The organism is Stenotrophomonas sp. STEN083 (assembly GCF_056759195.1).
Map to the genome: position 1 here is coordinate 20,285 of NZ_JBRRCU010000019.1, position 26,568 is coordinate 46,852.

Genomic DNA, 26,568 nt, shown 5'->3' on the forward strand with positions numbered 1-26,568 from the left:
CGCACAGGAATAGTTTGGACTGGTGTTCCCCCTCTGCTCTCAATCACACTGATATTCCTTCAGGACGATTGCGCACGACTGCTTGTCAACGGCCACCTTGGCACCCGTGCCTCTGGTTCAACCGCCCGCGTCGACGCTGGCGGTATGTTCGGCCCGCCCGCCGTAATCATTGATGCTGACGAAGCGCACGCGTTCGACCTTGCCGCTGACGTCGAACTGCAGATCCTGCTGTGGGCCGATCATTTTCCCTTGCCGTTCCAGCACACGTTCCGCAGTGGTATCCAACGCATACACTTCTGCCAGGGTCACGTGATAAGGCGTCAGGTTGCTTACCCGCAGCTGCCCTTCCTGGTAGCGCCAGTGCAACGCCTGCGGCGCGTCGTTGGCGCTGCCCTTCAAGCCGCGCGGCCTGTAGAACAGCTTTATCCGCGAGCGAAATGCCACCTGCAGGTAGTTCTGTTCTTCTCCACCAGCCTGCGGCGAGGGCGGTACATCCAGCACATTGAGCCAGAACACCGATTCGCGGTCAGCAGGCAGCTCTGCCCCGGTAAACACCAGACGCAGCGCCTGGCTACGGCCTGGCTCGACACGGCTGATCGGTGGCGTCAGCATGAACGGAGCATCGCTGCTCTCGGCGGTCTGCGTCTGATCGCCACCATCCACCCAAGCCTGCACCAGTGATGGCGCGTCGCCAACGTTGTCCACCTGCACAGTCACCTCACGCGCCTGCGCCGGATAGATGACCCGTGTGCCGTTGACCACTACACCGGCCAGCAACGGCGTGGAAAACAGCAAACCGACGTAGAGCAGCGTTCTCGAAAGAATCCTGGTCACAGAGTGAACACCCGTAGGAAACACCGGCGGCCGACTCGGCAGCCAGCCGGTGATGCAAGCGTCGAGAGTCAGTTGTAGATGATCGTGTACTTCACGCTGCTGGTCACTTCACCCGGCGTCGAAGCACCGGTAGCGTAGTACTCAACGAAGTAGTTCAGATCCGCAGTACCGCCTGCGTTGACCGTCACCCACTGCGAGTTGGCCTGGGTGCTGCCGGCACCGGCAGTTACCACCGGTAGAAACAGATTATTGCTACCCAGCAGCTGCAGCTGCACCTGCGTGGCGGGGCTGGCAGCAGCAACATTGTTCAAGCGCCCGCTACCAAGATCGACAGTGGCGCCTGGCTCGAAGTAAGTAGCAACATTGCCGGGATTGCATTGCGAAAGATTGATTGAAAACGGCGTGCGGCCCGCCACCTGACCCGCTGCGGCGAGCGTACTGCTCGATACGGTTGGCAGGGTTACGGTGAAATCTTTGCCTTGCGGAGTGACGATGGTGCAGGTCTTGTCGGTCACCTCGCCATTGAAGGTGATTGTTCCATCGACGGCATTGGCAGCGAACGACGCAGCCGCCAACGCGAGAACTGAAAGAATTTTGATAGTACGCATTGCTTGTACCCAGCCCTGTAAAATTGAGATGCGGCGGAGGAAGCAAGGAAAATTGCGGACTCAAGCCCATCCTTGCGTTGCATCCGTGTAAAAGTCAGTCGCATTCGCACTGACCTTGATGCGCAAGTTAGCGACACAAAGCGTGACTTGCTCCACAAAATTTGTGATTTGGAACGCCCGCACTGAAGAGACAGTGACATCGTTCAGTCAGCGCATGTGTCGATGACAAATCGGGGTACAGATAACGCTGCGCAAAAGTAGCTTCTCAATCCACGCTGGATAAGCACTTTTATCCAGGTCGATAAGCATTGAATGCGAATGCAATATCAAGATTGATGCGGGTCACTATCAACGCGTGATGCGTCCGGGCAGAACGGTTATTTGCCCCTTATCGTCGACCGATGATTGGTGCTTACTGAAGTCCCTCAACGCGGAGAACCGCCATGACCCGATATTTCCTGCTGGGTGTGGCATTGCTTTCGCTCACCACACTGGCACACGCCAGTACCGGAACCGTCCGCTTCAGTGGTCGCATCGTTGATCCCGGCTGCAACACCATCCTTGCCGTAGCCCAGCAACAACTGCGTTTGGAACGCTGCCCGTTGGCAGCGCAGGGTGCAGAGGTAAGTGTGTCCGCCATGGAAATGGACAGTTCGGCTCACGGCAACAGTGTTCTAGCCACACATGCACTGACCAAGTCTGCAGCACATCCCGACGCACGGGTGTTCTCGCAGCAGTACCAAGTGGAAACACAGCGCCAGCCAACAACGGCGAGCAGCTACCTGATCGTCATCAACTACCCGTAATTCAATGAAGATCGCGGCTCGTCCCTGATTCAAACCAGGTCGCAGCGGCCGACAGTGATGCTCTCAACCAAGGGCATCACTGCTCCAGTTCAAACACCTGGCGCAGATACGAGAGATAGCCCGGATCGTCACACATGCTTTTGCCCGGCGAGTCACTGAGTTTGGCCACCGGCTGACCATTGCAGCGCACCATCTTGATGACGATGTTCAGCGGCGTCGGGCCCAGATCATTGGTCAGATGGGTGCCAACACCGAAGGCAACCTGGCAGCGGCCACGGAAGTGGTCATAGAGCTGCATCACTTTTTCGATGTTCAAGCCATCGCTGAAAACCAGCACCTTGCTGGTTGGGTCGACACGATTAGCCTTGAAGTGGGCGAGCATGCGGTCGCCCCACGCAACCGGGTCGCCGGAGTCGTGGCGCACACCATCGAACAGCTTGCAGAAATACATGTCGAAGTCGCGCAGGAAAGCCTCCAGCCCGACCACATCGGACAAGGCGATGCCAAGGTCGCCGCGGTACTCGCGCGCCCAGGACTCCAACGCCGCCACCTGCGAATCGCGCAGACGCGGCCCCAGCGCCTGGAAGGCCTGCAGATATTCATGGGCCATGGTGCCATGCGGGGTCATGCCGTACATGCGCGCGAAGTACACGTTACTGGTACCAACAAACTGCGGGCCCAGCGCATCACGCAGCATCGGCAACATGGTGCCGTGCCACTGCCGCGAATAGCGACGACGGCTGCCGTAATCGGCGATGCGGCAGTTCTCGAACCCGGCAGTGTCACGCAGCAACGCGGTCTTGGCCTGCAGGCGGCGCTCGCCCTCGGCGAAGTCAGCGATGGTGGTATTACGGAACCAGACCTCGTTGATGATCGCCAGCAGCGGCACTTCGAACATGATGGTGTGCAGCCACGGGCCGGTGATATCCAGCTCGATTTCGCCTGGCACTGTTTCCGATGCACGCAGGCTGATGTACTTGCGGTCCAGATGGAACAGGCCGAGGAAGTCGGCGAAGTCCGGTTTCACGAAGCGCAGCCCACGCATGTATTCCAGCTCGTCGGCGGTGAAGCGCAGGCTGCACAGATGATCGATCTCTGTGCTGATCTCGTCCATGTACGCAGCCAGATCAATCCCCGGCGTGCGGCATTTGAACCGGTACTGGACGATGGCGCCCGGGTACTGGTGCAGTACCGCCTGCATCATCGTGAATTTGTAGAGGTCGGTGTCGAGCAGGGATTGGATGATCATGCCCCGCATTATGCGCTGGCCGGCGGCTCGGATTCAGGCTGGCGCGGAGGCTTGTTCATGGTCTGTGGCGGGCGCAGGGATTGGGGCATGGCGTTTGCTCGAAGAGCACACCCCTGCCCAGCCCTCCCCTTGGCTGCACCAAAGGGAGGGTTGGTGAGGGGTGCTTTGAATGCCCCAACACCCCAAGATCCAAACTTATTTCAGTAACAACCGCGGCACCTGCAACGCGGCATGCGCCCAGATCGCACACCACACCCCTGCCCGCACCGGCAAGCTGCGCTGGCTGGCTTCGAACTTGCGAAAGTAACGCCAGAGCCCGCGATGCTTATGCCATTCCACGAAGAACGGCCGTGCGCGGCTGGACACGCCACGCACATGCAGTACCTTCAAGTCATTGGCAATCGCCACCACAGCACCGGCCTGGCGCGCGCGGCGGCACAAATCCAGATCCTCTGCATGCAGGCGGTAGCCCGCATCCCAGCCCTGCAGCCGGTCGAACAAACCACGCGGCATCAGCAACAGCGCGCCCGACAAGGCCTGCACCTGCTGCAACGCTGCGGAATGGTCCACCTGCACCGCCAGCCGCGAGCCCGCACCGGGGTTACGCAGCATCGCGGCGAAATCCGGGTCGCGGCGGCGTACCGCTGGATCGGCGACGCCGTGCTCGTCCACCTGCTCCACGCCGAGTAGGCAATCACCCAGTGGCCGGCCAAGGTCGCGCAACTGGGCCAGGGTCTGCGGTTCGACCATCAGATCCGGATTGACGAAGGCCAGCCACGGCGAATGGCACGCGTGCGCGCCCTGGTTATTGGCAGTTGCGAAGCCGGTATTGTCCGGGTTCGCAATGAAACGCACCCGCGCATCAGCCAGTGCATGGCGTTGTGCGATGGCCACCGAGCCGTCACGTGAGTCGTTGTCCACCACCCGGATCTCGGCCACATCCTCGGCCGCACGCAGCCGCTGCAGGCACTCGTCCAAGGTGCTCGCACTCTCGTAACTGACCACCACTACTGCAATTGAATCGCTCACACCGGCTCCGCGCCTGGAAGGAAACCACAGGCATCGAACAGATCGGGCTGGGCTTGCGTCATTATCGCCTGCTCGCAGAGCTGCTGCAGTTGCTGGCGATGCGCATGAAGCGGGTCGTTCATCAGGAACGCGGCCAGCCGCGCGGTCCACACCGGCCAGCGATTGGCCAGCACTTCCATGTCGCCTTCAGCCGGCCAGCCCTCGCTCTGGCGGCCGACGAAGGCGTTGTCGCACAGCACGTTGCGCCAGCCCAGCCCGCTCATGCGCAGGCTCAGGTCTACCAGCGCGGCATACCACGAGCCGTAGCTGTGGATATCCAGACCGCCAGCACGGCGGCGCGCACTGCCGCGTATCAGCACCGCGTGGGTAACCGCCGAGGGCAGCTCCGGCTGCAGCAGGGGCATTGCCGCCAAGGCCTGCGCCAATCGCGCCGGATCGGCCGGCACGGGATTGAGTTCACCGGCACGCGGCCACGACACCGCTTCGCCGGCATTGCTCCACGGCGTGGCGGTGGCGATGGAGGCATCGCGTGCCAGGCAGTCGCTGAGCTGCTGCAACCAACCCGCCATTGGCAAGGCATCGGGCGCCAGCACGGCCACGTCAGCATCGCCGCAGGCCTTCAGCATCTCATCCAGATGCGCTGCCTCGCCAATCGGGCGCGGACGGCGTGTGTATTCGGCTTGCAGATGGGTGCTGGCAAGCCAATGTTCGATCACCACCTGTCCGCGCGGACCACTCTGGCCATCATCGGCCAGCCACACCGGCGTTCCTGCCGGTGTGTGTTTTTCCAATGCAGCCAGACAGGCATCAAGCGCTGCGTCATCCACGCCAACCGGTAGCAGAATGACCGGCAGCGGCATGCTCAGCGCCCCTTAGGTGCGTTGATCGGATCCAGCGCACGGAACTTGCTGCCGTACTCGTCAGTGAGATTGCGCGCTTCCTGCGGGTTGCGGACGATGGTCGGGGTCAGCAGCACGATCACTTCGCTGCGGCGGCTGCTTTGCGTCTTGCGGCCGAACAGGCCACCGATCACCGGCAGTCGGCTCAACCCGGGCAGACCGGATGAGCCCTTGGTGGCGCTGTCTTCAATCAAGCCGGCCAGCATCACCGTGTCACCGGCATTGACCGCCGCCTCGGTCTTCATGCGGCGGGTATTGATGCGTACGTTGCCGTTGTCATCGGGCTCACCTTCCGGTGAACTGACCTCCTGCACGATGTCGAGGAACACCATGCCGTCACGGGTGACGCGCGGGCGCACCTTGAGAATGGTGCCGGTTTCCAGGTACTGCACCTGCGCGTACTGGTTGTCGCTGATGCCCGACACCGACACCGAGTACACAGGAATCTTGCTACCCACGTTCAAGGTGGCCACGGCGTTGTTGCGCACGAACAACGACGGTGTCTGCAGCAGGCGCACATCGGTGACCTGGTCCAGCGCGGTGATCACCGCAGCAGCATTTTTACCGAGGAAGGTCCAGCTCAGGCCACCGCCACCTTTACCGTCACCGGGAATCAGCGAGCCGGCGATATCGCCCCAGATGCCACGCCCCAATGCCGATGGCAGCCCGGCGCCGCCCTTGTCGACGGCGGCGTTGACCGCCTGCTCGAAGTACCAGTTGACGCCATAGCTCAGGTCACCGCTCAAGGCGACCTCGGCAACCTGCGCCTCGATATGCACCTGCATCGGCATCACGTCGAGCTTTTCCACCACCTCGCGGATCGACCGCCATGCCTGCGGTGTACTGCGCACCAGCAAGGTATTGGTTTCCTCCACGGCGGAAACTCCAACGCGGTCGCCTTCAACTTCCAAAGTAACGCTGCCATTGCCGGAGCTGCGCTGCGGCAAGGCCATGCCCTCGCCCATGCCGTTGTTGCTGCCGCTACCGCCGCCCATGCCATCGCTTTTGCCGAACGAACCGCCCCCATCGCCGAGGTTGTCGTCGGCGTTGGCCGAAGGATCGACGGTGCCCCCGCCTTGCAGGTTGATCGCACTGGCACCTGGCGCCAGCGAAGTTGCACCACCCTGCCCGCCGCGCGAGCCACTACCAGCGCCAAACACCTCGGCCAGACGTTCAGCCAGGTCCTTGGCCTTGATGTACTTCAACTCATGCGAAAACAGCCGCGAACCGCCACCGGCACTGTCGATGCGGTCCAGCCATTGCTGGATCTGGTCCAGATAACGCGCCTGCGGAGTGATCACCAGCACTGCGTTGGCGTTGTCCAGCGGCATGAAACGGAACATGCCGGCGCTGGGTGTCTTGCTGGCTTCGCCAAACACCTTCTCAAGATCATTGGCGACCTGCGAGGCACGCCCGGACTGGATAGGGAACACGCCTACCGACATGCCCGACAGCCAATCCACGTCGAAGATCTCGACCGTGCGCAGATAGTTTTCCAACTCGGTGCGGGTGCCACCCAAGGTGATCACATTGCGCGAGCCATCGACGCCGACGATGGCGTTGGGGCGCGCATAAGGTTCCAGCACCTTCTTCATCTCGCTTGCAGAGATGTATTGCAGCGGCACCACCCGCACTTCGTAACCGCGCGCTGCCGAGGCCGGTGCAGTACTCGGCGCGACCGTGCCTGCCAGCGTCTGGTCAGCCGGCACCACGTTGTAGCGGCCACCGCTGTAGATCAGGCGTGCGTTGTTCCAGCCCAGCACCATCTCCAGCAGGTTCAGCGCCTGCGCCGGTGATACCGGCTTGGGCGTGGCCAGGGTTACCGTGCCCTGCACGGTCGGGGCGATGACGTAGTTCTGGCCGAGCATGTCACCAAGGATGGCCTTGGTGACCGCCTGCACCGACTCGCCTTCAAAGTTGAACACTGCAGTGCCATTGCCAGCAGCGCTCAAGGCAGGCGCTGGTGCCGAAGCAGCCGCGCGGTTGATCACCGTGCCATTGCCGCGGCGGATCACCGCCCGACCCTGGTTGTCGTCGGGCTTGGGCGCTTCTTCGATACTCAACGGATTGGTACTGGCCGCCTCGCCGGGGGCCGGCGTGCGTGTGTCCGGCGCAGCATTGCGACGGATATCCGGCGACGGCGTGGTGACGCAGCCGCTCAAGGCACCGATCAGCAGACTGGCTGCAACTATGCGTGATGTCATACGCTCACTCTACGGGTTCTGGCTGCCGGGGCTGCCGTTCTGATTCTGTTGTGCCTGCCTGCGGCGGGCCTGGATGCGTTCACGGATCGCCTTGATCTGGTCCGCCGACGGCGTAACCGCTTCGGCTGAGGGCGGCACTGAGGGCGCGGTAGTGGGCACGGCAGTCGGCTGCGAACTGCCAGGTACAGGCGCTACGCCGCCTTCCCCCTGCGGTTTTGGCCCGCCACTGAATACCTGCAGCTCCAGATTCAGCGTACCCGCTGGCCCGCTGACCACAGCGCTACGTGGCTGCAGCGACAGCAGCTGCCAACCGTCCTGCACCTCACCGCCCAGACGCAGGCGCAGCGACTTGCCTTGCTCGGTGGTCAAGGTGGCCATGTCCAGACCTGGCGTCATCAACACGCCGGTCAAGCGCACACTGGCTGCTGCCGGTTCGCCAGCTTCGCCGATGAAAAACGGGTGCGGGCGACGATCGCTGGCAAACAGCGGCCGGTTCAATGCCTCGCCATTGTCGGCAACTGCCAGCTGCGCAGCCTGCGGCACTGCTGGCAAGACCGGCACTTCCAACGCGGCATTGCTGGCGCCAATCCGGCTGCCCAGGCCAAACAGGCACGCGGCCCAGACCAATAGTGCCCAGCCCGCGAATGCGCCCAGCAACCAGGTGCGCAGGCCCGCTACGTCATTGCGCATTGGCAACCTCCGTGGCCGCCGCGACCACGCCTGGCCGCAGGTAACCGCTGAGCTCGAAACTCACATCAAGGCCACCACCGCCTTCGCCCATGCCTGCGGACAGGATGTCGAGCCGGTCCACGCGCAATTGCGGTGTTCCGGTCTCCAATGTCTGCAACACGCTCATCCATTCGTTCATGCCGCAACGCAGCCGCGCCTGCACCGCCACCCGCGGGAAGCGGCCAGTGCTGTCGGCCGGCAATGGCGAGCGATCACTGATCGCACAGCTACGCTGGTCCGGGCTGGCCAGGCGTGCGGCCTCCTCCAGTCGTTGTACCAGCTTGGAGGTAGCCAGCTCGGCCGAGTTTTCGGCCATGAAGCCCGGTTGATCGGCCAGCGTCTGCTGCGCCTGCTGCAGCCGCTGCGCGACCTGCGGGGCCTGCCGCAACTGCATGCCGATGCGCTGCTGGCGCTCCTGCAAAGCCGCTATTTCTGCTTCCACCGCCAGCATCGGCCGGGTCCACAAGGGCTGCACCAGCAGCAGGTAGATCACGCCCAATATGGCCAGCAACAGTGCGAGGGCCAACCAGCGGTCACGGCGCGCGGGGTGCGGTGCCATCGGCAGCCTCCTGGTTGGGGCCGCGCAGTTCTGCGGTCAAGGTGAAACGTTCACGCGCGGCACCTTGGCCAGCCTGCAGCACGCCGGTCAATGACGGCGTCTTCCACAGCTTGGAACCCTCCAGCTTGGAGACCAGCGAGGAGGCACTGCTGCTCATGCCGATCAACTGCATGCGCCCGCCTTCGATCGACAGTTTTTCCAACGAGGTGTCATCGCCCAGCCGCTGACTGAGCTCGTTGATGATTTCGGTGGCAGAAGCCTGCTGGGCACGCTGTGCAGTAAAGAACTGCTGACCATCGACCAGATCCTGCAATTGCTGGCGCTGCGCGGCCACCGCACGTGCGCGCACTGCGGCGGCCTCCACCTGCGTCGACAGTTGCGCGGCAGCGGTACGGCGGTTGTCCAGCAACTGCCAGGCAGCCAGCACCAGCATCACCAGGCCTGCGATCAACAGCAGGCGGTTGAGTCGGCGCATCGGATCATGTCGTTGCCGACGCATCGCCAGCGGCAACAGGTTCACACCCAAGGGCAGACCTTCAGCGTCGACCGCATCCACACCGTCAAGCTGCTGCTGCCATGCCTCGCCCGGGCCCAGCAAGGCGTCCACCAGAGGCCGCGGCGCGACCACCAGTTCGGTATCCAATTGACCGTCATCGCGGCGCTGCAACACGCGCACGTCGTAATACACCTGCGCAGTGCTGAAGGGGGTTTGCCGGTCAATCTCGAAACCCAGTACTTCGCGCAGGCGCGCCTCGGCTGCGGCCGGCATGCGCAGGGGCTTGCGCAGTACTGCGCTGGCCGACAACAGCCCGAAACGCGGCAGACCCGTAACGCGCGGAGGCAAGGCCGTGTCCACAGCATTGGGCGTCGAGCCGCCAGGCAGCGTCTGCAGCAACTGCCGCTGGCCGCTCTGCAACAGCGACACGGTCAGCTGCCCGTCGACAACCTCCAGCAGCAAGCGTGCATCGGACACGCCGAGCAGGGCCCGCCAACGTGACGGCAGCCACGACAGCAACGCCTGTGTCCACCACGCCCAGAAGCCACTGGCACCCGGCAAGATGCGAGCACTTGCCTGCCCCAGTCGTTCACGCAACCCCGTCATCTAGACATTGCTCCCTGCTCCCACTGCAGCACCGTATACGGCGCACCGGCCATAGCACCGGGATTAAGACGGATCACGGCGCGGGTCACCGCTTGCCGCTCGGCTACCAGCTGCGCCCTGCTTTCCACACTATAAGTGCCGCTGTCGCCTCCCATGGGTGAAGTTTCGCCCATCCCCGCACCGCCGTCTGCTCGCTCACGCTGGGCGATGATCAGCGCCGCATCCATCCCCATCGCAGTCAGCACCGGCGCCGCCGCGAAGCGTGGACTGGGCCGGCCACTACCGTACACCGTCACCAGCGGTGCCAGCTGTGCATAAAGTGCTGGCTCCATGCCGAGCACACGCTGCAGCTCGCTGATGCTGTCGAACGGCGCATTTTTGGCGCCGTAAGGCAGGCCAGCAGCCTGATAGTCCGCGGTTTCCGCGCCGCCGGAGACCTGCAGCAGCGAATCGCCGTCACGCCAATCGACGATAGCGCCGGCCAGCCGCGCGGCTTTGTCCGGCGCCACTCCGAGCGCACGCAGCAGGCCTTGCAGCAGGTTCAGATCGGCCTTGTTCAGATCGACCTTACCGGTCTCATCAACGATACGCAGCTCTACCGCATGGCCATCAAATTGCCAACGGTAAAGGCGCCCATCGGCGTGCCAGCTGGGCTGGGTGGGTGTAGCGCGCATCCGCGACAACGCGTAATCGATCCCGGCATGGGCGACCTGCTCGCCTCCGGCAAGGTCGCCGGTCACCCGCCCCTGCAGGTGTTCGACCCGCGCAGTCAGCGCAAACGCCGCAATGACGGTGGTCAACAACGCCACCACCCACAGCACCAACACCAAGGCCGCACCGCGCATCTTCATCGCCAGCTCCCGGCGACGCCGTGCTGCGGCAATGCGACAACCAGTGGCGGCCACGCTGGGCTGCCTGCAGGGGTGATCTCGATGGAGACCAAGGCCGGCATGCGTCCAGGCAAGTCCCAGCTGTCTTGCCAGCGGCCCATTGCGCCGGTATTCGGATCGGTGCCGCGATAGCGCAGCTTCACCTGCTTGAGATCGCCAGCCAGCAGCTCGCTGCCACGTGGCGGATTTTCCTCCAGCAGCTCACCGTTCTGCAGCAGGGTCAGGCTGATCCTCAGCTCCTGCTTGCCACCGTTGCCGCTGACCTCAAGCGTGTGCAGATAGGGGCCACCGCGGCCTAGATAATTTGGCACATTGGCGACAAACCGCAGTTGCTGCGGCGTACCGGTAAACACTTTGGCATTGCCGCTCAGCGCATCGCGCTGCATTGGCAACGGCATCGCCGAGACCAGCCGCCTGCGCAGAAACCCCTCGACCCCGCGCATGCGTTCATTGCCACTGGCAATCGCCTCACCACGGCTGCTGATGGCCAGCGTCGAACGCACCGCAGCGAATGCCAACGCCATGCCGGCAGCGAGCAGTACGGTAGCCAGCAGCACCTCGATCAAGGTGAAGCCGCGCACACCGCCTGGACGTGATCGACCCAGTGAACGCTTCATGGCGGCGCCTCCAGCGGCGCATTGCCACGCAGCCGCAACGTGCGCCAACGCAGTTGTTCCTGCGCACTGTCGCCCCACCGTACCTGCAGGTCCAGCAACCATAGCCTCGCCTGTTGCTGGCGTGGCTCCACATACGGTGAGACCTGCAGACTCCAGTGATAGCGGCCCTGCTCCCATTCGCCCTGCTGGCTGCCTGCGCTCAATGGCGCCTCTACGCCTGCCAGTGCAAGCAAGGACTGCGCATGCAGCGCGGCACGGCCATAGCCGTCAGCCATGCTGACCTGACGCGCCGCACCAGACAGACTGCCCAACAACAGCGTCATCGCCAAGGCCAGCAAGGCGAAGGCGACGATCACTTCAATCAGCGAATAACCGCGTTGGCGCTTCATCCAGCGCCCTCTCTCAGCGGACCGGCTTTGACCTCGCCCGTAATCCACGCCACATCAATACGCCATACCGCATCGCCCGCACGCAGTTCGATGCGGCCGCCGCTGGAGGCGCCATCCTCAAAGAAACGTACGACGCCTTCGTCCCGGCGTGCCTGCAATTGGCCGGCGCCGGTGAAGCTCACCGTCAGTGCCTTCGGCAGCTCGCCATGATGGCCATCCGCGCCCTGCCAGCGCCGGGTGCCCGGGTTGATCTGCAATTGCTGGACGACGCCGGTGCTGATCGCGCGGGTGCGGGTGTAACGCAATTCGGCTGCCAAGGCCTTGCCGGCCGAGCGTAGGCGCATGCCATCCATGCCGCCGCTCATCGCCATTGCCGCCATCAAGGCCAGCGCAGCCACCAGCGCCAGCACCAGCACCATCTCCAGCAGCGACATGCCGCGCATTGCGCCGCGCCGCGCGGGTACGGCACGCACGGCGGCAAACGGAAGCGGAATACGCGGCGCGACCATCACAGCTTATTCGTAGCGGATATCGGCGTTATAGCTTTCGCCGCCGGGCTGACCGTCGGCGCCCAGGCTGATCAGATCAAACGGACGTCCCTCGCCCGGCACCCGGTACTGCACGGGATTACCCCATGGGTCATTGAACTCGGCCGGTTTGGAATACGGGCCCAGCCAGCCAGCCACACCGGCGGGCTGAGTCGACAGATCCTCCAGTTTGCTTGGCAAACGGCCGGTGTCGAGTTTGTAGTTCTCCACCTTGCTCGCCAGAGTCTGGATCTGGGTCTTGCCGAGATTGGCCTTGCCACGATCGGCGCCGCCCAGCACGCGACTGCCGACCAGGGTCAGCACCGCACCAATCAGCACGATGACGATGATGATTTCCAACAGGCTCATGCCGGCCTGGCGTGCGCGTGACATCGGTTGTTTCAGGGCTCGCCTCATTTCTTCATCCTTTCGCGAAAAACAGGGGTTAGCCGATGGCGTTGGTCAGGTCATACAGCGGCACCAGCACCGCGATGATGACCATGCCCACCACCGACGCCAACAACAAGGTGATCACCGGCACCAGCGCCGCCAACATGCGGTCGATGGCGCGGGCAGTCTCCTGCTCAAACGTATCGGCAGTCTTGAGCAGCATGCTTTCCAGCGTGCCGGACTCTTCGCCGACCTGGATCATCTGCAGGGCCAGGCGCGGAAAGCGCCCGTTGCGCCCCAGCGACGAAGCCAGCCCAGCACCGTTCTTCACTGCCTCGGCGGCTTCACTCACATCAGCGACCAGGGCGCGGTTGCCGAGCACGTTGCGGGCAATGCCCAGCCCAGCCAACAGCGGCACGCCGTTGCGCAGCAAGGTGCCAAGCGTGCGCGCAAGCCGTGCGCTCTCCAGTTTGGCAACCAGTCCGCCAATCATCTGCCGCTTCAACAACCAGGTATCAAAGCCCAGACGGAATACCGGGTCACGCCGCTTGCGTTCCACCCACAGCAGCAACAGCGCCGGCACCACGATGAAAACCAGCCAGCCTTTACGCACCAGCAGGCCGACTTCCAGCACAACTTGGGTGAACCACGGCAGGGTCACATCGAGGCTTTGGTACATCAGCGAAAACTGCGGCACCACATAGCCAAGCAGGAACAACAGGGCCAGACCTACCACCACCAGCAGGATCGCCGGATAGATCAGGGCGTTGATGACACGCCCCTTCAATTCCTGGCTGCGCTCCAGATAATCGGCCAGGCGCTGCAGGGTTTCGTGCAGGCTGCCGCCAGCCTCGCCCGCGCGCACCATGTTCACGTATAGCCGCGAGAACAGGCCGTGCTGCCGCTCCAGTGCTTGCGACAGTGGTGCGCCGCCGCGCACGCTGTCGCGGATGTCGGCAATCACCCGTTGCGAGCGCTGGTCTTCCGGTGTTTCCATCAGGATCGACAAGGCCCGGTCCAAGGGCTGCCCGGCGCTCAACAGCGTTGCCAGCTGCTGGGTGAACTGCACCAGCGTGGCGCCAGCAAACGGACGTTGCCGCCATTGTTTCCAACCGCCGCCCTCGAATGCAGAGCCGGTTGCCGGCTTGGCTTCCACCGGCAGATGGCCCTGCTCCTGCAGGCGCGCGATCACCTCGCCTTCGCTGGCCGCATCCATCTGCCCTTCGAGCAGGTCGCCACGGGCATCCAGTGCCTTGTAACGGTAACGCGGCATCAGTAGCGCAGCTCCTGGTAAACGCTATGGCTCATGCGTCCTCCGTCACCCGCAGCACTTCTTCCAGCGTGGTCTCACCGCGCAGGGCCTTGCCGATGCCGTCTTCGTACATGGTACGCATGCCAGCCTTGCGCGCGAGCTGCTCGATCTCGCCCATGCCGGCCTTGCGCATCACTGCGTTGCGCAAGGCATCGTCCATCACCAGGAACTCGACGATGGTGGTGCGGCCCAGGTAACCGGTCGGTGCCAGTGCCGATGGCTGTGCGCGGTATAGATGGATATCGCCCTGCAACTGGAAGCGGCGCAGGCCGAAGCGCTCCACTTCCTCGTCAGATGCACGGTAGCGCTGCGCATGGGTCGGCTCCAACCTGCGCACCAGACGCTGGGCGAGGATGCCGTTGATGGTGGAAGTGAGCAGGTAGTCCTCCACGCCCATGTCCAGCAGACGGGTGATGCCGCCGGCGGCGTTGTTGGTATGCAGGGTGGACAGCACCAGATGGCCGGTCAGTGCGGACTGGATGGCGATGCGTGCGGTTTCCAGATCGCGCATTTCGCCGATCATGATGATGTCCGGGTCCTGGCGCACGATGCTACGCAGGGCGTTGGCAAAATCCAGCCCGATCTGCGGCTTGGCCTGGATCTGATTGATGCCTTCCAGCTGATACTCCACCGGGTCTTCGACGGTGATGATCTTGACCTTGTCGGTATTGAGCTGGTTCAACGCGGTGTACAGCGTGGTGGTCTTGCCCGAGCCGGTTGGGCCGGTGACCAGCAGGATGCCGTGCGGTTGCTCCAACACCTTGCGGAACTGCGGGAGGAAGTCCTCGCTGAAGCCCAGTCGCTGGAAATCAAACACCACCGCTTCGCGGTCGAGCAGACGCATCACCACGCTTTCGCCGTGCGCGGTTGGCATGGTGCTCACGCGCAGGTCCAGCTCCTTGCCCTGTACGCGCAGCATGATGCGACCATCCTGCGGCAGGCGGCGCTCGGCGATATTCAGCTTGGCCATGATCTTGATACGGCTGATCACTGCCGCGGTGAGATTGACTGGTGGGCTTTCGCCATCGACCAGTACGCCATCAACCCGATAACGCACCTTCAAGCGGTTCTCGAACGGCTCGACGTGGATGTCCGATGCGCGCAGTTCCACCGCACGCTGGATCAACAGATTGACCAAGCGGATGACCGGCGCTTCGGAGGCCAGGTCGCGCAGGTGCTCGATGTCGTCCAGCGGCGCAAGCTCGCCATCGGTGGTTTCCAGAATGGTGCCCATCGCGGTACGTCCCTGTCCGTACCAGCGCTCGATCAACTCATCCACTTCACTGCGCACGCCGACTACGGGTGCAACTTCGCAACCGGTAGCCAAGCCGATCGCATCGATTGCGTAGCGGTCCTGTGGATCGGCCATCCACAACAGGATACGGCCACGCTGCTCGCCCAGCGGCAGCACCAGGAACTGTTTGAGGAAACGCAGCGGCACCGGCTCGGCATCTTCCACCAATTCCGGGGGGTGTTCTGGCAGCTCGCGGGCGGCCAGCAGTCGCAGCCCCAATACCTTGGCACAGACTTCAGCATGGTCGCGCTCGGACACCAGCCCCAGCCGCGCCAGCAATACCAGCAGGTCGCCGCCGGATTCACGCTGCAGCTGGCGGGCACGCTGCAGGTCAGCCTCTTTCAACCGGCCTTGCGCCAGCAATTCGGTGACGATGCGGTCGGCAGGCGATGGCGCAAGTTGGGCGTCGTGGGCTACCGCGTTCACGCAATCCTCCTGGGTTGGCCGAACTTTAGCAGTTCATACCCGCAGGTCGTGCACATGAATCCGCATTCCACGCAAAAAGAACCCCGGCAATGCCGGGGTTCCAAGCTGACGCAAACGTCAGAATTACTGGCGGGCAACCAGACTCACGCCACTGTAGGAGCTCGCCCCCACCAGGGTGACGTAATAGGTCCCGGCCTGCGGCGCGTTGAAGCGCACCGTTTCGCTGTTACCAGCACGGGTCGATTTGGCGTCGAATGCGGTGCTGCTCGCCACCGCGTCGTAGCGGACATACACCGACACATCGCCGCTGCCGCCGTAGGTCATGAAGCTCAGCACCTTGCCGGCCTCGGCCTGGAAGCTGTAAACCGCCTCACTGCCGCTGCTGCCGGCAAGACCTGTCACGGCGACCTTGTTGACCAAAGGTGTCGCGTCCGGACCGCATTGCTCCACGTTGGGATCACATGGCGGCGTGGTCGCCTTTACCAATGCGGCGTTGATGTTGAGGATGCCGGCGCCGATCGGGGTACTGGCTGGGATCGCCACTGGGAACGGCGTGGCGGTCGTCTTCAGCAGGTCACGCATCTGGTTCAGGGTCAACGGCGTGTCCACCACGCTCTGCACCATCGCCACAGCAGCGGCCACATGCGGCGATGCCATCGAGGTGCCGCCCATGCCGCCAAGAATCCAGTTGCTCGGCTCCGGCCCTTTCTCTCCGCCGTTCATCACCTGCCAGATATAGCCGTTCGGGTTGCCGTCGACCGAGCCGCCGCCGCCCGGCGCCGACAGATCCACGCGTGCACCGTAGTTGGAGTAGTAGGCACGAGCACCAGTAATACCGGTGGCGCCGACGCTGATCACGTTGTTGCAGGAAGACATGGTGTAGCTGGCAGCGTTGGCATTGTCGTTGCCCGCCGCAACCACCACGATGGCACCCTTGCTGTTGGCAAGATCGATGGCTTCCTGGTACTCGGTCGGGCATGTAGCGGGCGATACACTGCCCAGGCTCATGTTGATGACTTCGGCAGGATTGGTGTTGAGCGGCAGCCCCGGCACCTCGCCGCCTGCGGCCCAGACAATGCCGTCGGCGATATCACTGCCGAAGCCGCCGCAGGAACCCAGCACGCGTATCGGCATCACTTTGGCTTTGTAGGCGAGGCCGGCCAGACCACGGCCGTTGTTGGTCTCCTGGGCGACGGTACCGGAGACGTGACTGCCGTGCCAGGAACTGACATCGGCCGCATGTGAGCCGCCGGTCGCCCAGCCGGTGCAGTAGTTGGCTTCCACCCAGTCGCCGATATCCCAACCACCCGCTACACGCCCGTCGCTGTCGCGGCGCGAGACACGCTTGTCGCTGATCATGTCGTAGCCGGGAATGACGTTGTTCTGCAGGTCCGGATTGCCCTGGGTGATGCCGGTATCGATCACCGCCACCACCACGCCTTCGCCCTGCGACAGATCCCAGGCCTGCGGCGCTCGCACACCGGTGCTGGGATTGAAGAAATTCCACTGGTACTGGGCGTAGTTGGGGTCAGTCGGAACCATTGCCGGCGCGACATCCACCATGCGCTGGTACATGCGATCGATGTCGGCACGTTCAACGGCTGGATTGGCCTTGAGCTCACGGACGAAGTTCGCCGCTTCCTGTGCATTGAGGGCGCGCGAGGTCTTGACCACGCTCCACCCCGGCGCACCCATGCGGCGCAGCAGCGCGGCTTGGACCGCGGGCTGGGCCGCAGCACGCGAGGTCTTGGCCACGGCACGATCCAGGCCGGCGCGCGATGCCGCTGCGCCAAGGCCACGGTTGAGCGTCGCCGCATCACGCAATTCGCTGCTGCCGGCGCGGTACTTCACCACGAACCGATAGCCACCGCTGCTGTCCACCGTGGACGAACTCAAGCCTATTGTCTTCGCAGGTCCAATTCCGGCAGCAGATGCGGCAGGCACGCCGATCGAAGCCATCAGTACGGCACCGGCAATCGCCAAACCAAGCTGGGTCTTCTTCTTCATGTCGGATCTCTCGTCTTGATAGAACAGGGATGGAACTCAACGCTGCATCGCTTTGCCGTCCTGGCCCGCAACAGCCGCACTGCGGGGGCAGCACCGCTCCTGGCGATGAACCTGGAAGCCCCCGCCGCAGCAGGCGGGGGCAAGACCAAACCGCTTACCAGCCGAAGCCGGCACCAACACCCACCGAGCTGTCGTCACTGGTGAAGGCACCACCAAAGGTGACGGTGGCGCGATCACTGATGGCACGCTGGTAGCCCACGGACAGTGCCGATTCGCCGCCCTGGTAGCCGACACCGACACCGACCCGGTTCTGCGTGCGCACGCCCGCAGCACTGGTAGCCATGTTCAACATGGCCGCGCTCATCGCGCCTTGACGATCCAGACGACGGTCGACGTGGCGCAAGCGCTTGTCGATATCGCCACGGAAGATGTCGAAGCTGTCGGCCATGCTGCTGAACTTGGTGTCGGTATAGGTATTGGCGGCGGTGATGCCGCTATCCAGCTGCGCCTTGTTGACCGCATCGGTCGCCTGCGTGCCAGCGGCAACGTTGGTGACCTGTCGCTCATGGCCGCCGCTACCGACCGACACCGTGTTGGCACGATCAGCAATCGACCCTTGCCCCAAGGCAACGGCACCGGTTGCAGTGACGCTGGAGCCCTGGCCAATCGCCGTACCCGAGGCAACACTTACGGTAGCTCCTTCGCCCATCGCCACCGCGTTGGTGGCCGCCGCAGCGATGTTGGTATTGGCACCTACCGCGGTGCTGCCGTCGGCATTGACCCGTGAGTTGCTGCCTATCGCGGTGTCGTTCGGGCCATGTGCATAGCTGTTATTGCCGATGGCACTACCCGCGACGTTGTTGGCCTTGGCCTGTTCGCCCAACGCTACGCCACTGCTACCAGCCGGTGTAGCGGTCTCTCCGCGCGGACCATTGCCATTGCCATTGCCATTGCCATTGCCGTTGCCATTTCCATGGCCGTTTCCGTTTCCGTTTCCATTGCCGTGCCCGTTCCCATTGCTGGCGATACGGTTATTGAGGGAAGTAACCTGGCCATCAAGCGCCGACAACGCTGCACCCACGTTGTTGTAGCTGGCCCCCTGGATGACATAGGTCGGGGCTACAAACATGCCCTGCATACCCACTCCGGCACCGCCACCTAAGAAGCTGGCCATATTGCCCAGCGACTGGAACAGCTGCCCGCCGTTAATGGCCTGCATGCTGCCAGCGGCGATGGCACCGGCTGCCACGTTATCCAGCGTGGTTCCCTGGACTCCTGCAAGGGTCAGCTTGTCGCGGCTGGCATCGTCGTAGGTCACCGCATTGGCAGTTACGCCTTCGATGGTGCCGATGCGCCCATCAATGTCGGTAACGCGGGTTTCCACCGCACCGACGCGCTGGTTGGTGACATGCAGTTGGCCGCCGGTCACCGCATCGCTGCTGCCTTCGGCGATACGCCCAGCACCGACATTGACGATGCGACGGGTTGCCGGTCCATTGGTCCCGTTGCCACCGCCCACCGACACCACATTGGCTTCCACCGCACGCGAGCCTGCGCCCAATGCCACCGAGTTGGCACCAGAGACGCCGGCACCTGCACCGATAGCAACGCTGTTGACACCGTTGCTGGCAAACGCGCCGTAACCGATGGCGACGCCGTTGACTGCGGTGATCGAGGTCTGCCGGCCGAGTGCGGTGCTGTTGCTGGCCTTCGCTGCGGCATCCGCACCCACCGCCGTTGCCCCATTCGCACTGGCGGTGCTGGAAGCGCCCAGCGCGGTACTGCGCTCGGCACTGGCAAGTGCAGCCGAGCCCGAAGCGACCGCATTGGTACCACTGGCGGTAGCTACGCCATCGCCGGTCGCGCGGAAGTACTTGTTGGTTTCCCCGGCAACGCCTGCCACGGCATCCAGCTGCGACTTGTTGACCGCGTCGGTTGCCTCGGTACCAGCAGCGACGTTGGTGATCTGACGCTCTGCGCCTACATCGCCAATCGACACCGCGTTATCACGACTGGCCACCGAACCGGCACCCAAGGCCACCGCGTTCTCACCACTGGCCTCACTGCCCATGCCAATTGCGGTGGTGCGTTGGCCAACTGCCCAGGCATTGGCACCGACTGCAGTTGCGTCGTCGCCAAACGCCCAGCTGCCGCTGCCAATGGCTACCGCATTGGTCGCGCCGATGCCGAAGAAGCCAAAGCCGGTCTCGGCACCATCACCAATCGCCAGACTACCCTCGCCAAGAGCTGAGGCATTGCGACCGACCGCAACGTTGCCGTCTTCATACGCGGCTGCGTTGTAGCCGACCGCGGTGGTGCCCGCACCTTCGGCATAACTCTGCGAGCCGGTAGCGGTGCTGTAGTTGCCCAGTGCATTGGCCACCGCACCGCTGGCGGTGGACTGATCGCCCTTGGCATAGGCACCAACACCGGTTGCCGTTGCCGCAAAGCCTTCGGCATTGGCACTGGCGCCGAGTGCGGTACCGCCAACACCCGCGCTGGTGGCACCGGTCTGCACCGGCTCACCACCCACGTTGATCAACGGATCACCATTCGCATCCACCGCATTGCCGCCCACGGCTACCGCACCAGGCCCCATTGCCTGCGCGTTCTGGCCGAACGCGGCCGCGTTCTGGCCGCTGGCCAAGGCATTCATGCCGACTGCGGTAGCACCATCAGCCAGCGCATTGGCACCACTACCGAAGGCCGATGCGCCATTCCCGATGGCATTGGTCGCTTCACCGGATGCAGTTGCGTTGTCACCTTCCGCGTAGGCACCTGCATCGCTGTCGGCGCTACCGGTAGCCTTGAAATACTTGGCTGTGGTCTGTCCTTCCGCGGCTACCGCAGCCACTTCATCAAGCTGGTCCTTGTTGACCGCATCGGTACCTTCAGTGCCCGCTGCCACGTTGGTGATCTGCCGTTCGGCACCCACATCACCTACCGACACCGTGTTGTCGCGGCTGGCAATCGAACCTGCACCCAGCGCCACCGAGTTGGTGGCACCGGCTTCCGCTCCCGTGCCAATCGCCGTGCTCTGCTGACCGAAGGCCCAGGCATTGGCACCAACCGCGGTTGCATCGTCACCGAAGGCCCAGCTGCCGCTGCCAATGGCGACGGCATTGGTTGCACCTATACCGAACAAGCCGAAACCCGTTTCAGCACCATCACCAATCGCCAGGCTGCCCTCACCCAATGCAGAAGCGTTGCGGCCGACGGCAACATTGCCATCCTCATAAGCGGCCGCGTTGTAGCCGACGGCGGTGGTGCCTGCACCTTCCGCATACGATTGCGAACCAGTGGCGGTACTGAAGTCGCCAACCGCATTGGCAACCGCACCACTGGCGGTGGACTGATCACCTTGCGCCCATGCGCCGACACCGGTTGCGGTGGCGGCGAAGCCTGCGGCATTGGCACTGGCACCTAGTGCGGTGCCACCGACACCGGCACTGGTGGCACCGGTCTGTACCGGCTGGCCATTGGAGGTGATCAACGGATCGCCGTTTTCGTCTACAGCGTTACCACCCACTGCCACCGCGCCCGGGCCGGTGGCCTGTGCGTTCTGGCCGAAGGCCGCTGCGTTCTGACCGCTGGCTACTGCATTCATGCCGATTGCTGCCGCACCGCTGGCCAAGGCATAGGCGCCGTTGCCGACCACGATGGCGCTTTCACCGCTGGCCACGCTGTTGCTACCCAATGCAATCGCATTATCGCCATCAACCAGATTGGCGAAGCCGAACGCGCTGCTGTTGGCGCCGTCCACCTGGTTGAAGTTACCGAACGCCGAGCTGTTGCTGCCGTTGGCAGTATTCACATAGCCGACGGCGCTGGAGTAATCACCGGCGGCGACGTTGTAGCTGCCCACTGCGGTGCTCTGTGCACCGGAAGCCTCCGATCCAACACCAGCGGCGGTTGCGCCGTTACCGCTGGCGACCGCATCGTCACTGCCGTCGGCTGCGCCGTTTGCCTTGAAGTAACGCCCGGCCAGCAGTGCTCCTTCGGCTGCGGTATTGAGCTGATCCAGATTGACCGCATCGGTGCCTTCGGTACCAGCAGCCACATTGGTGATCTGCCGTTCGGCACCCACATCACCTACCGAAACCGTGTTGTCGCGGCCGGCAATCGAACCTGCACCCAGCGCCACCGAGTTGGTGGCACCGGCTTCCGCTCCCGTGCCAATCGCCGTGCTCTGCTGACCGAAAGCCCAGGCATTGGCACCGACAGCAGTTGCATCATCACCGAAGGCCCAGCTGCCGCTGCCGATCGCTACCGAATTGGTCGCGCCGATACCGAACAAACCAAAGCCGGTTTCGGCACCATCACCGATCGCCAGACTGCCTTCGCCCAGGGCCGACGCATTGCGACCGACGGCGACGTTGCCGTCTTCATACGCAGCTGCGTTGTAACCAACTGCCGTGGTGCCAACGCCTTCGGCATAGCTCTGCGAGCCGGTCGCGGTGCTGTAATTGCCGAGCGCGTTGGCCACCGCACCACTTGCGGCGGACTGATCGCCCTTGGCGTAGGCACCGACGCCGGTTGCGGTGGCGGCGAAACCTTCGGCATTGGCACTGGCACCCAGCGCGGTTCCGCCGACACCTGCACTGGTGGCACCGGTCTGCACCGGCGCACCGCCCACATTGATCAGCGGATCACCATTCGCGTCCACCGCATTGCCACCCACGGCCACCGCACCCGGACCCATCGCCTGCGCGTTCTGGCCGAACGCGGCGGCGTTCTGGCCGCTGGCCAAAGCATTCATGCCGACCGCGGTTGCGCCATCAGCCACAGCATTGGCGCCGCTGCCGAAGGCCGATGCGCCATTGCCGATCGCATTGGTGGCTTCACCGGCGGCCGTGGCGTTGTCGCCCTCTGCATAGGCGCCGGCATCGCTGTCGGCGCTGCCGGTGGCAGTGAAGTACTTGCTGGTGTTTCCAGCCACGGCAGCCACTTCATCCAGCTGGTTCTTGTTGACCGCATCGGTGCCTTCGGTACCCGCGGCGACATTGGTGATCTGACGTTCGCTGCCTACATCACCCACCGACACACTGTTCTCACGATCGGCCCAGGAGTTGGCGCCGATGGCGACACTGTTGACCGCCTCGGCCACCGCGCTCTGGCCCAGTGCGGTGGAATTGTCCGCATCGGCCCAGCTGTTGAAACCAATTGCAGTTGCATATTCACCCAAGGCCCAGGCGCCATTGCCGAATGCCGCAGCGCCGGTGCCGGAGGCCTCGGTGCTGATCAAGCCGCCGTAGGTGGTACCGCCAACTGCGGTCGACTCCTCGCCCGATGCAATCGCCGATTCACCCACTGCGGTGGTACTGGCGCCGGATGCCTCTGCAGCCAGACCCATCGCAACGCCGTAATCACCAGTGGCCTGCGCGCCATACCCCACCGCCGAGGCGAGGTCACCGGAGGCGGCGGCATAGCTGCCAACCGCCGTGGTGCCGCGGCCACTGGCCTCGGCACGGAAGCCGTTGGCCAGTGCCTGCTGACCGGACGCGACCGCCTGCGCACCCTGCGCCGTAGCAAATGCGCCCGAGGCCTCTGCACCCGCACCCACGGCGCTGCTGCTATCGCCACTGGCGACACTTCCGGAGCCAATCGCAACTGCATCGTCTGCATCAGCCAAGGCGCCATCGCCGATCACCACGCTGCCGTCACCGCTGGCGACACTATTGCTGCCCAAGGCGATTGCATTGGCACCATCGACCAGATTGGCCATGCCGAACGCACTGCTGTTCTCGCCATCCACCTGGTTGAAGTTACCTACCGCCGAGCTGTTCATGCCATTGGCGGTGTTCACGTAACCGACCGCGCTGGAATAGTCCCCAGCAGCGACGTTGTAGCTGCCGACCGCAGTGCTCTGCACACCGCTGGCCAGCGAACCCACACCGGCGGCGGTTGCACCATCGCCGCTTGCCACCGCGTCGTCACTGCCATCGGCTGCGCCGTTGGCCTTGAAGTAGCGCGCAGTCAACTCCGCGCCATCAGCGACGGCAGCGAGCTGGTCGACATTGACCGCATCGCTGCCTTCGGTACCTGCAGCAACATTGGTGATCTGCCGCTCGGCGCCTGCGGCACCAACCGACACGCTGTTGGCACGATCTGCCAGCGAGTTCGCACCCAAGGCAACACTATTGGTGGCGGTCGCGATGGCGGTGGCGTTTGCGCCCAGCGCGGTGCTGTCTGCGCCAAGGCTGGTGCTGTAAAAGCCTACGGCCGTGCTGTTGACGCCGCTGGCCCAACTCTCGGCCCCCAGCGCACTGGCGTTGTCGCCAGCCGCATACGCAAAGTAGCCGACAGCGGTGCTCTCAGCTCCTGCAGCTTCGCTCAATGCGCCTGATGCCAGCGCGTAATCGCCTGAGGCAATCGCGCCAGCGCCCAGCGCCGTGGACGCTTCACCACTGGCCTGTGTATCAACGAAGAAGCCCAGCCCCGGAATGAGATCGATCGGGCCACCGACCGCGACGCTGCTGGTGCCCGAAGCCGCACTCTGGCTACCTACCGACGTGCTGTAGTCGCCGGTTGCATTGGCTACCGCACCAAATGCGGAGGACTGCGCGCCCTGCGCGAAGGCGCCAAGACCGGCGGCGGTGGCGGCGAAGCCCTCCGCGCTGGCGCTGGCACCAAGAGCGGTACCGCCGAGACCAGCGCTGGTTGCCCCCGTCGTTACCGGCTGTCCGCCAAAGGTGATCAAGGGATTGCCATCGGCGTCCACTGCATTGCCGCCCACGGCGACAGCTGCCGGACCGGTGGCCTCGGCGTTCTGGCCGAACGCGGCACTGTTCTGGCCAGTGGCCAAGGCGTTCATGCCAACAGCGGTTGCACCGTTGGCAACAGCGTTGGCGCCGTTGCCGTAGGCCGATGCGCCATTGCCGATCGCATTGCTGGCTTCACCCGCCGCCGTCGCTGCGTCGCCTTCCGCATAGGCACCGGCATCACTGTCGACGCTGCCCGTTGCGGTGAAGTATTTGCTGGTGTTTTCTGCAACCGCTGCGACTTCATCCAACTGCGATTTGTTTACCGCGTCGGTGTCTTCGGTGCCGGCAGCGACATTGGTGATCTGCCGTTCGCTGCCGACATCACCCACCGACACGCTGTTCTCGCGATCGGCCCAGGAATTGGCACCGATGGCCACGCTGTTGACCGCTGCCGCGGTGGCGCTCTGGCCAAGCGCGGTGGAGTTGTCAGCATCGGCCCAGCTGTTGAAGCCGATCGCGGTCGCGTACTCACCTACTGCCCACGCGCCATTGCCGAATGCCGACGCGCCAGTGCCCGACGCCTCGGTGCTGATGAAGCCACCAAAGGTAGTGCCGCCGACCGCAGTGGATTCTTCACCTGAAGCGATAGCCGATTCGCCTACGGCGGTGGTGCTGGTCGCCGACGCAGAAGCGCCCAGGCCCATCGCAACACCGTAGTCGCCACTGGCATCTGCGCCGTAACCCACGGCCGAAGCGAGGTCGCCGGAGGCTGAGCTATAGGCACCAAACGCGGTGGTGCCGCGACCACTGGCATCGGCACGGAAACCGTTGGCCGTTGCCTGCTGCCCGGAGGCGAGCGCTTGGCTACCCTGCGCGGTTGCGTAAGCACCCGTGGCTTCGGCCGCGCTACCAACCGCAGTGCTGCCCAGCTCACTGGCAACACTGCCGGAGCCGACCGCACTGGAATCATCGGCTGCCGCGTAGGCACCATCACCGATCACCACACTGCCGTCTCCACTGGCGATGCTGTTGCTACCCAGCGCAATCGCGTTGGCACCATCGACAAGATTTCCGGAGCCGAAGGCACTGCTGTTGGCGCCATCAACCTGGTTGAAATTGCCGACTGCCGAACTGTTCTCGCCGTTGGCGGTGTTTACGTAACCAACTGCGCTGGAATAGTCGCCTGCAGCCACGTTGTAGCTACCTACCGCGGTACTTTCCACGCCACTTGCCAACGAGCCGACGCCGGCAGCCATCGCACCTTCGCCGCTGGCCACTGCATCATCGCTGCCATCGGCCGCACCGTTGGCCTTGAAGTAGCGTCCGGCCAACAGCGCGCCATCTGCAGCCGCGTTGAGTTGATCGAGGTTCACCGCATCGGTGCCGGCGGTACCGGCAGCGACGTTGCTGATCTGACGCTCGTTTCCAGCCGAACCTACCGATACGGTGTTGGCGCGATCAGCAATGGAGCCAGCCCCCAGTGCCACGCTGCCTGCGGCCGAAGCCACCGTTCCAGCACCAATGGCGACTGCATTCGTACCCGAGGCATCGGCGCTGCTGGCGATGGCGCAATCCACCAGGGTCGCACTGCCGAGCACGATGCACTGCGCGTTGCCGCCCACTGCCACCGACTGTGCCTGTGCCGCCGTTACCCAGACACCCGCTCCTAGACCCAACGCAACGGCAACCGACAAGGCTTGCAGGCGCAACCCGGCGCTATGCCGCTCATCCATGACCACACCGGCCGAGTTGGACGATGCCAACTCCGACGCCACCACCAACTGCCCCAATGCCTTGTTCCATACCTTGCGGTAGATCCGGTTCATCGCTGCTGCTCCTCAAGTGGACGGGTTTTTTCGCTTGCAGAAAACCCCATCGCTGGACTGGTGTGCCCAACGATCCCCCTGTGGTGTTGTGGTCCCGGTCCCGATACAGCTGGGCACGTGAGGCTCACGCCTGTCGCGGTCTACCCCCCTTGCTCCATACCTGTCGG

Annotated in this window: 19 protein-coding genes; 1 reads left to right on the top strand and 18 read right to left on the bottom strand. The window is 63.8% G+C overall.

What is annotated here, in order from left to right; all coding sequences use genetic code 11:
• Nucleotides 1-117: 117 nt before the first annotated feature.
• Nucleotides 118-834 (bottom strand): fimbrial biogenesis chaperone, encoded by a 717-nt coding sequence (locus ACVOK8_RS08075; protein WP_481566382.1) that lies wholly within the window; start codon nt 832-834, stop codon nt 118-120.
• A 68-nt stretch (nt 835-902) separates the two neighbouring features.
• Complete coding sequence (locus ACVOK8_RS08080) at nt 903-1,442, bottom strand: fimbrial protein (RefSeq protein ID WP_481566383.1); 540 nt, start codon at nt 1,440-1,442, stop codon at nt 903-905.
• Between the two features lie 443 nt (nt 1,443-1,885).
• On the opposite strand from ACVOK8_RS08080, the gene ACVOK8_RS08085 reads away from it, so the two are divergent.
• Nucleotides 1,886-2,248 carry a hypothetical protein gene (locus ACVOK8_RS08085; protein ID WP_481566384.1) on the top strand — a complete coding sequence of 121 codons (363 nt, stop codon included), beginning with the start codon at nt 1,886-1,888 and terminating at the stop codon, nt 2,246-2,248.
• Nucleotides 2,249-2,324: 76 nt separating this feature from the next.
• Here the strand turns inward: ACVOK8_RS08085 and pncB are convergent, their stop codons facing one another.
• From pncB to ACVOK8_RS08165, 16 genes are all read right to left on the bottom strand, one after another.
• Nucleotides 2,325-3,497 (bottom strand): nicotinate phosphoribosyltransferase, encoded by a 1,173-nt coding sequence (pncB, locus tag ACVOK8_RS08090; RefSeq protein WP_481566385.1) that lies wholly within the window; start codon nt 3,495-3,497, stop codon nt 2,325-2,327.
• Nucleotides 3,498-3,692: 195 nt separating this feature from the next.
• On the bottom strand, nt 3,693-4,526 hold the full coding sequence (locus tag ACVOK8_RS08095; protein WP_481566386.1) for a glycosyltransferase family 2 protein: 834 nt from the start codon (nt 4,524-4,526) through the stop codon (nt 3,693-3,695).
• Nucleotides 4,523-5,392, bottom strand: coding sequence for a glycosyltransferase family 2 protein (locus tag ACVOK8_RS08100; RefSeq protein WP_481566409.1), 870 nt, complete (start codon nt 5,390-5,392; stop codon nt 4,523-4,525). Before ACVOK8_RS08100 ends, ACVOK8_RS08095 begins: the two co-directional genes overlap by 4 nt.
• Entirely contained in the window at nt 5,389-7,629 is a 2,241-nt protein-coding gene (gspD, locus tag ACVOK8_RS08105) for a type II secretion system secretin GspD (RefSeq protein ID WP_481566387.1), read from the bottom strand. The genes ACVOK8_RS08100 and gspD overlap by 4 nt, the downstream gene beginning before the upstream one ends.
• Nucleotides 7,630-7,638: 9 nt before the next feature.
• Complete coding sequence (locus ACVOK8_RS08110) at nt 7,639-8,319, bottom strand: type II secretion system protein XpsN (protein WP_481566388.1); 681 nt, start codon at nt 8,317-8,319, stop codon at nt 7,639-7,641.
• Nucleotides 8,309-8,917, bottom strand: coding sequence for a type II secretion system protein GspM (gene gspM, locus ACVOK8_RS08115; protein ID WP_481566389.1), 609 nt, complete (start codon nt 8,915-8,917; stop codon nt 8,309-8,311). The genes ACVOK8_RS08110 and gspM overlap by 11 nt, the downstream gene beginning before the upstream one ends.
• Nucleotides 8,892-10,019: a PilN domain-containing protein gene (locus tag ACVOK8_RS08120; RefSeq protein ID WP_481566390.1), complete on the bottom strand. Its 1,128-nt coding sequence runs from the start codon at nt 10,017-10,019 to the stop codon at nt 8,892-8,894. Before ACVOK8_RS08120 ends, gspM begins: the two co-directional genes overlap by 26 nt.
• Entirely contained in the window at nt 10,016-10,870 is an 855-nt protein-coding gene (locus tag ACVOK8_RS08125) for a type II secretion system minor pseudopilin (protein WP_481566391.1), read from the bottom strand. The genes ACVOK8_RS08120 and ACVOK8_RS08125 overlap by 4 nt, the downstream gene beginning before the upstream one ends.
• Nucleotides 10,867-11,526 (bottom strand): prepilin-type N-terminal cleavage/methylation domain-containing protein, encoded by a 660-nt coding sequence (locus ACVOK8_RS08130; protein WP_481566392.1) that lies wholly within the window; start codon nt 11,524-11,526, stop codon nt 10,867-10,869. Before ACVOK8_RS08130 ends, ACVOK8_RS08125 begins: the two co-directional genes overlap by 4 nt.
• The gene (xpsI, locus tag ACVOK8_RS08135) at nt 11,523-11,915 is read right to left on the bottom strand and encodes a type II secretion system protein XpsI (RefSeq protein ID WP_481566393.1); all 393 of its coding nucleotides are present in this window, start codon (nt 11,913-11,915) and stop codon (nt 11,523-11,525) included. Before xpsI ends, ACVOK8_RS08130 begins: the two co-directional genes overlap by 4 nt.
• The gene (gene xpsH, locus ACVOK8_RS08140; protein ID WP_481566394.1) at nt 11,912-12,424 is read right to left on the bottom strand and encodes a type II secretion system protein XpsH; all 513 of its coding nucleotides are present in this window, start codon (nt 12,422-12,424) and stop codon (nt 11,912-11,914) included. The genes xpsI and xpsH overlap by 4 nt, the downstream gene beginning before the upstream one ends.
• Before the next feature lie 6 nt (nt 12,425-12,430).
• A complete protein-coding gene (gspG, locus tag ACVOK8_RS08145) occupies nt 12,431-12,859 on the bottom strand; it encodes a type II secretion system major pseudopilin GspG (RefSeq protein ID WP_481566395.1) in 429 nt (142 codons plus the stop codon).
• A gap of 28 nt (nt 12,860-12,887) precedes the next feature.
• Nucleotides 12,888-14,105, bottom strand: coding sequence for a type II secretion system protein XpsF (gene xpsF, locus ACVOK8_RS08150; RefSeq protein ID WP_481566396.1), 1,218 nt, complete (start codon nt 14,103-14,105; stop codon nt 12,888-12,890).
• Nucleotides 14,106-14,136: 31 nt separating this feature from the next.
• Nucleotides 14,137-15,864 carry a type II secretion system ATPase GspE gene (gspE, locus tag ACVOK8_RS08155; protein ID WP_481566397.1) on the bottom strand — a complete coding sequence of 576 codons (1,728 nt, stop codon included), beginning with the start codon at nt 15,862-15,864 and terminating at the stop codon, nt 14,137-14,139.
• A 123-nt stretch (nt 15,865-15,987) separates the two neighbouring features.
• Nucleotides 15,988-17,871: a S8 family serine peptidase gene (locus ACVOK8_RS08160; RefSeq protein ID WP_481566398.1), complete on the bottom strand. Its 1,884-nt coding sequence runs from the start codon at nt 17,869-17,871 to the stop codon at nt 15,988-15,990.
• A 154-nt stretch (nt 17,872-18,025) separates the two neighbouring features.
• Nucleotides 18,026-26,401: an ESPR-type extended signal peptide-containing protein gene (locus ACVOK8_RS08165; RefSeq protein WP_481566399.1), complete on the bottom strand. Its 8,376-nt coding sequence runs from the start codon at nt 26,399-26,401 to the stop codon at nt 18,026-18,028.
• Nucleotides 26,402-26,568 lie beyond the last annotated feature (167 nt).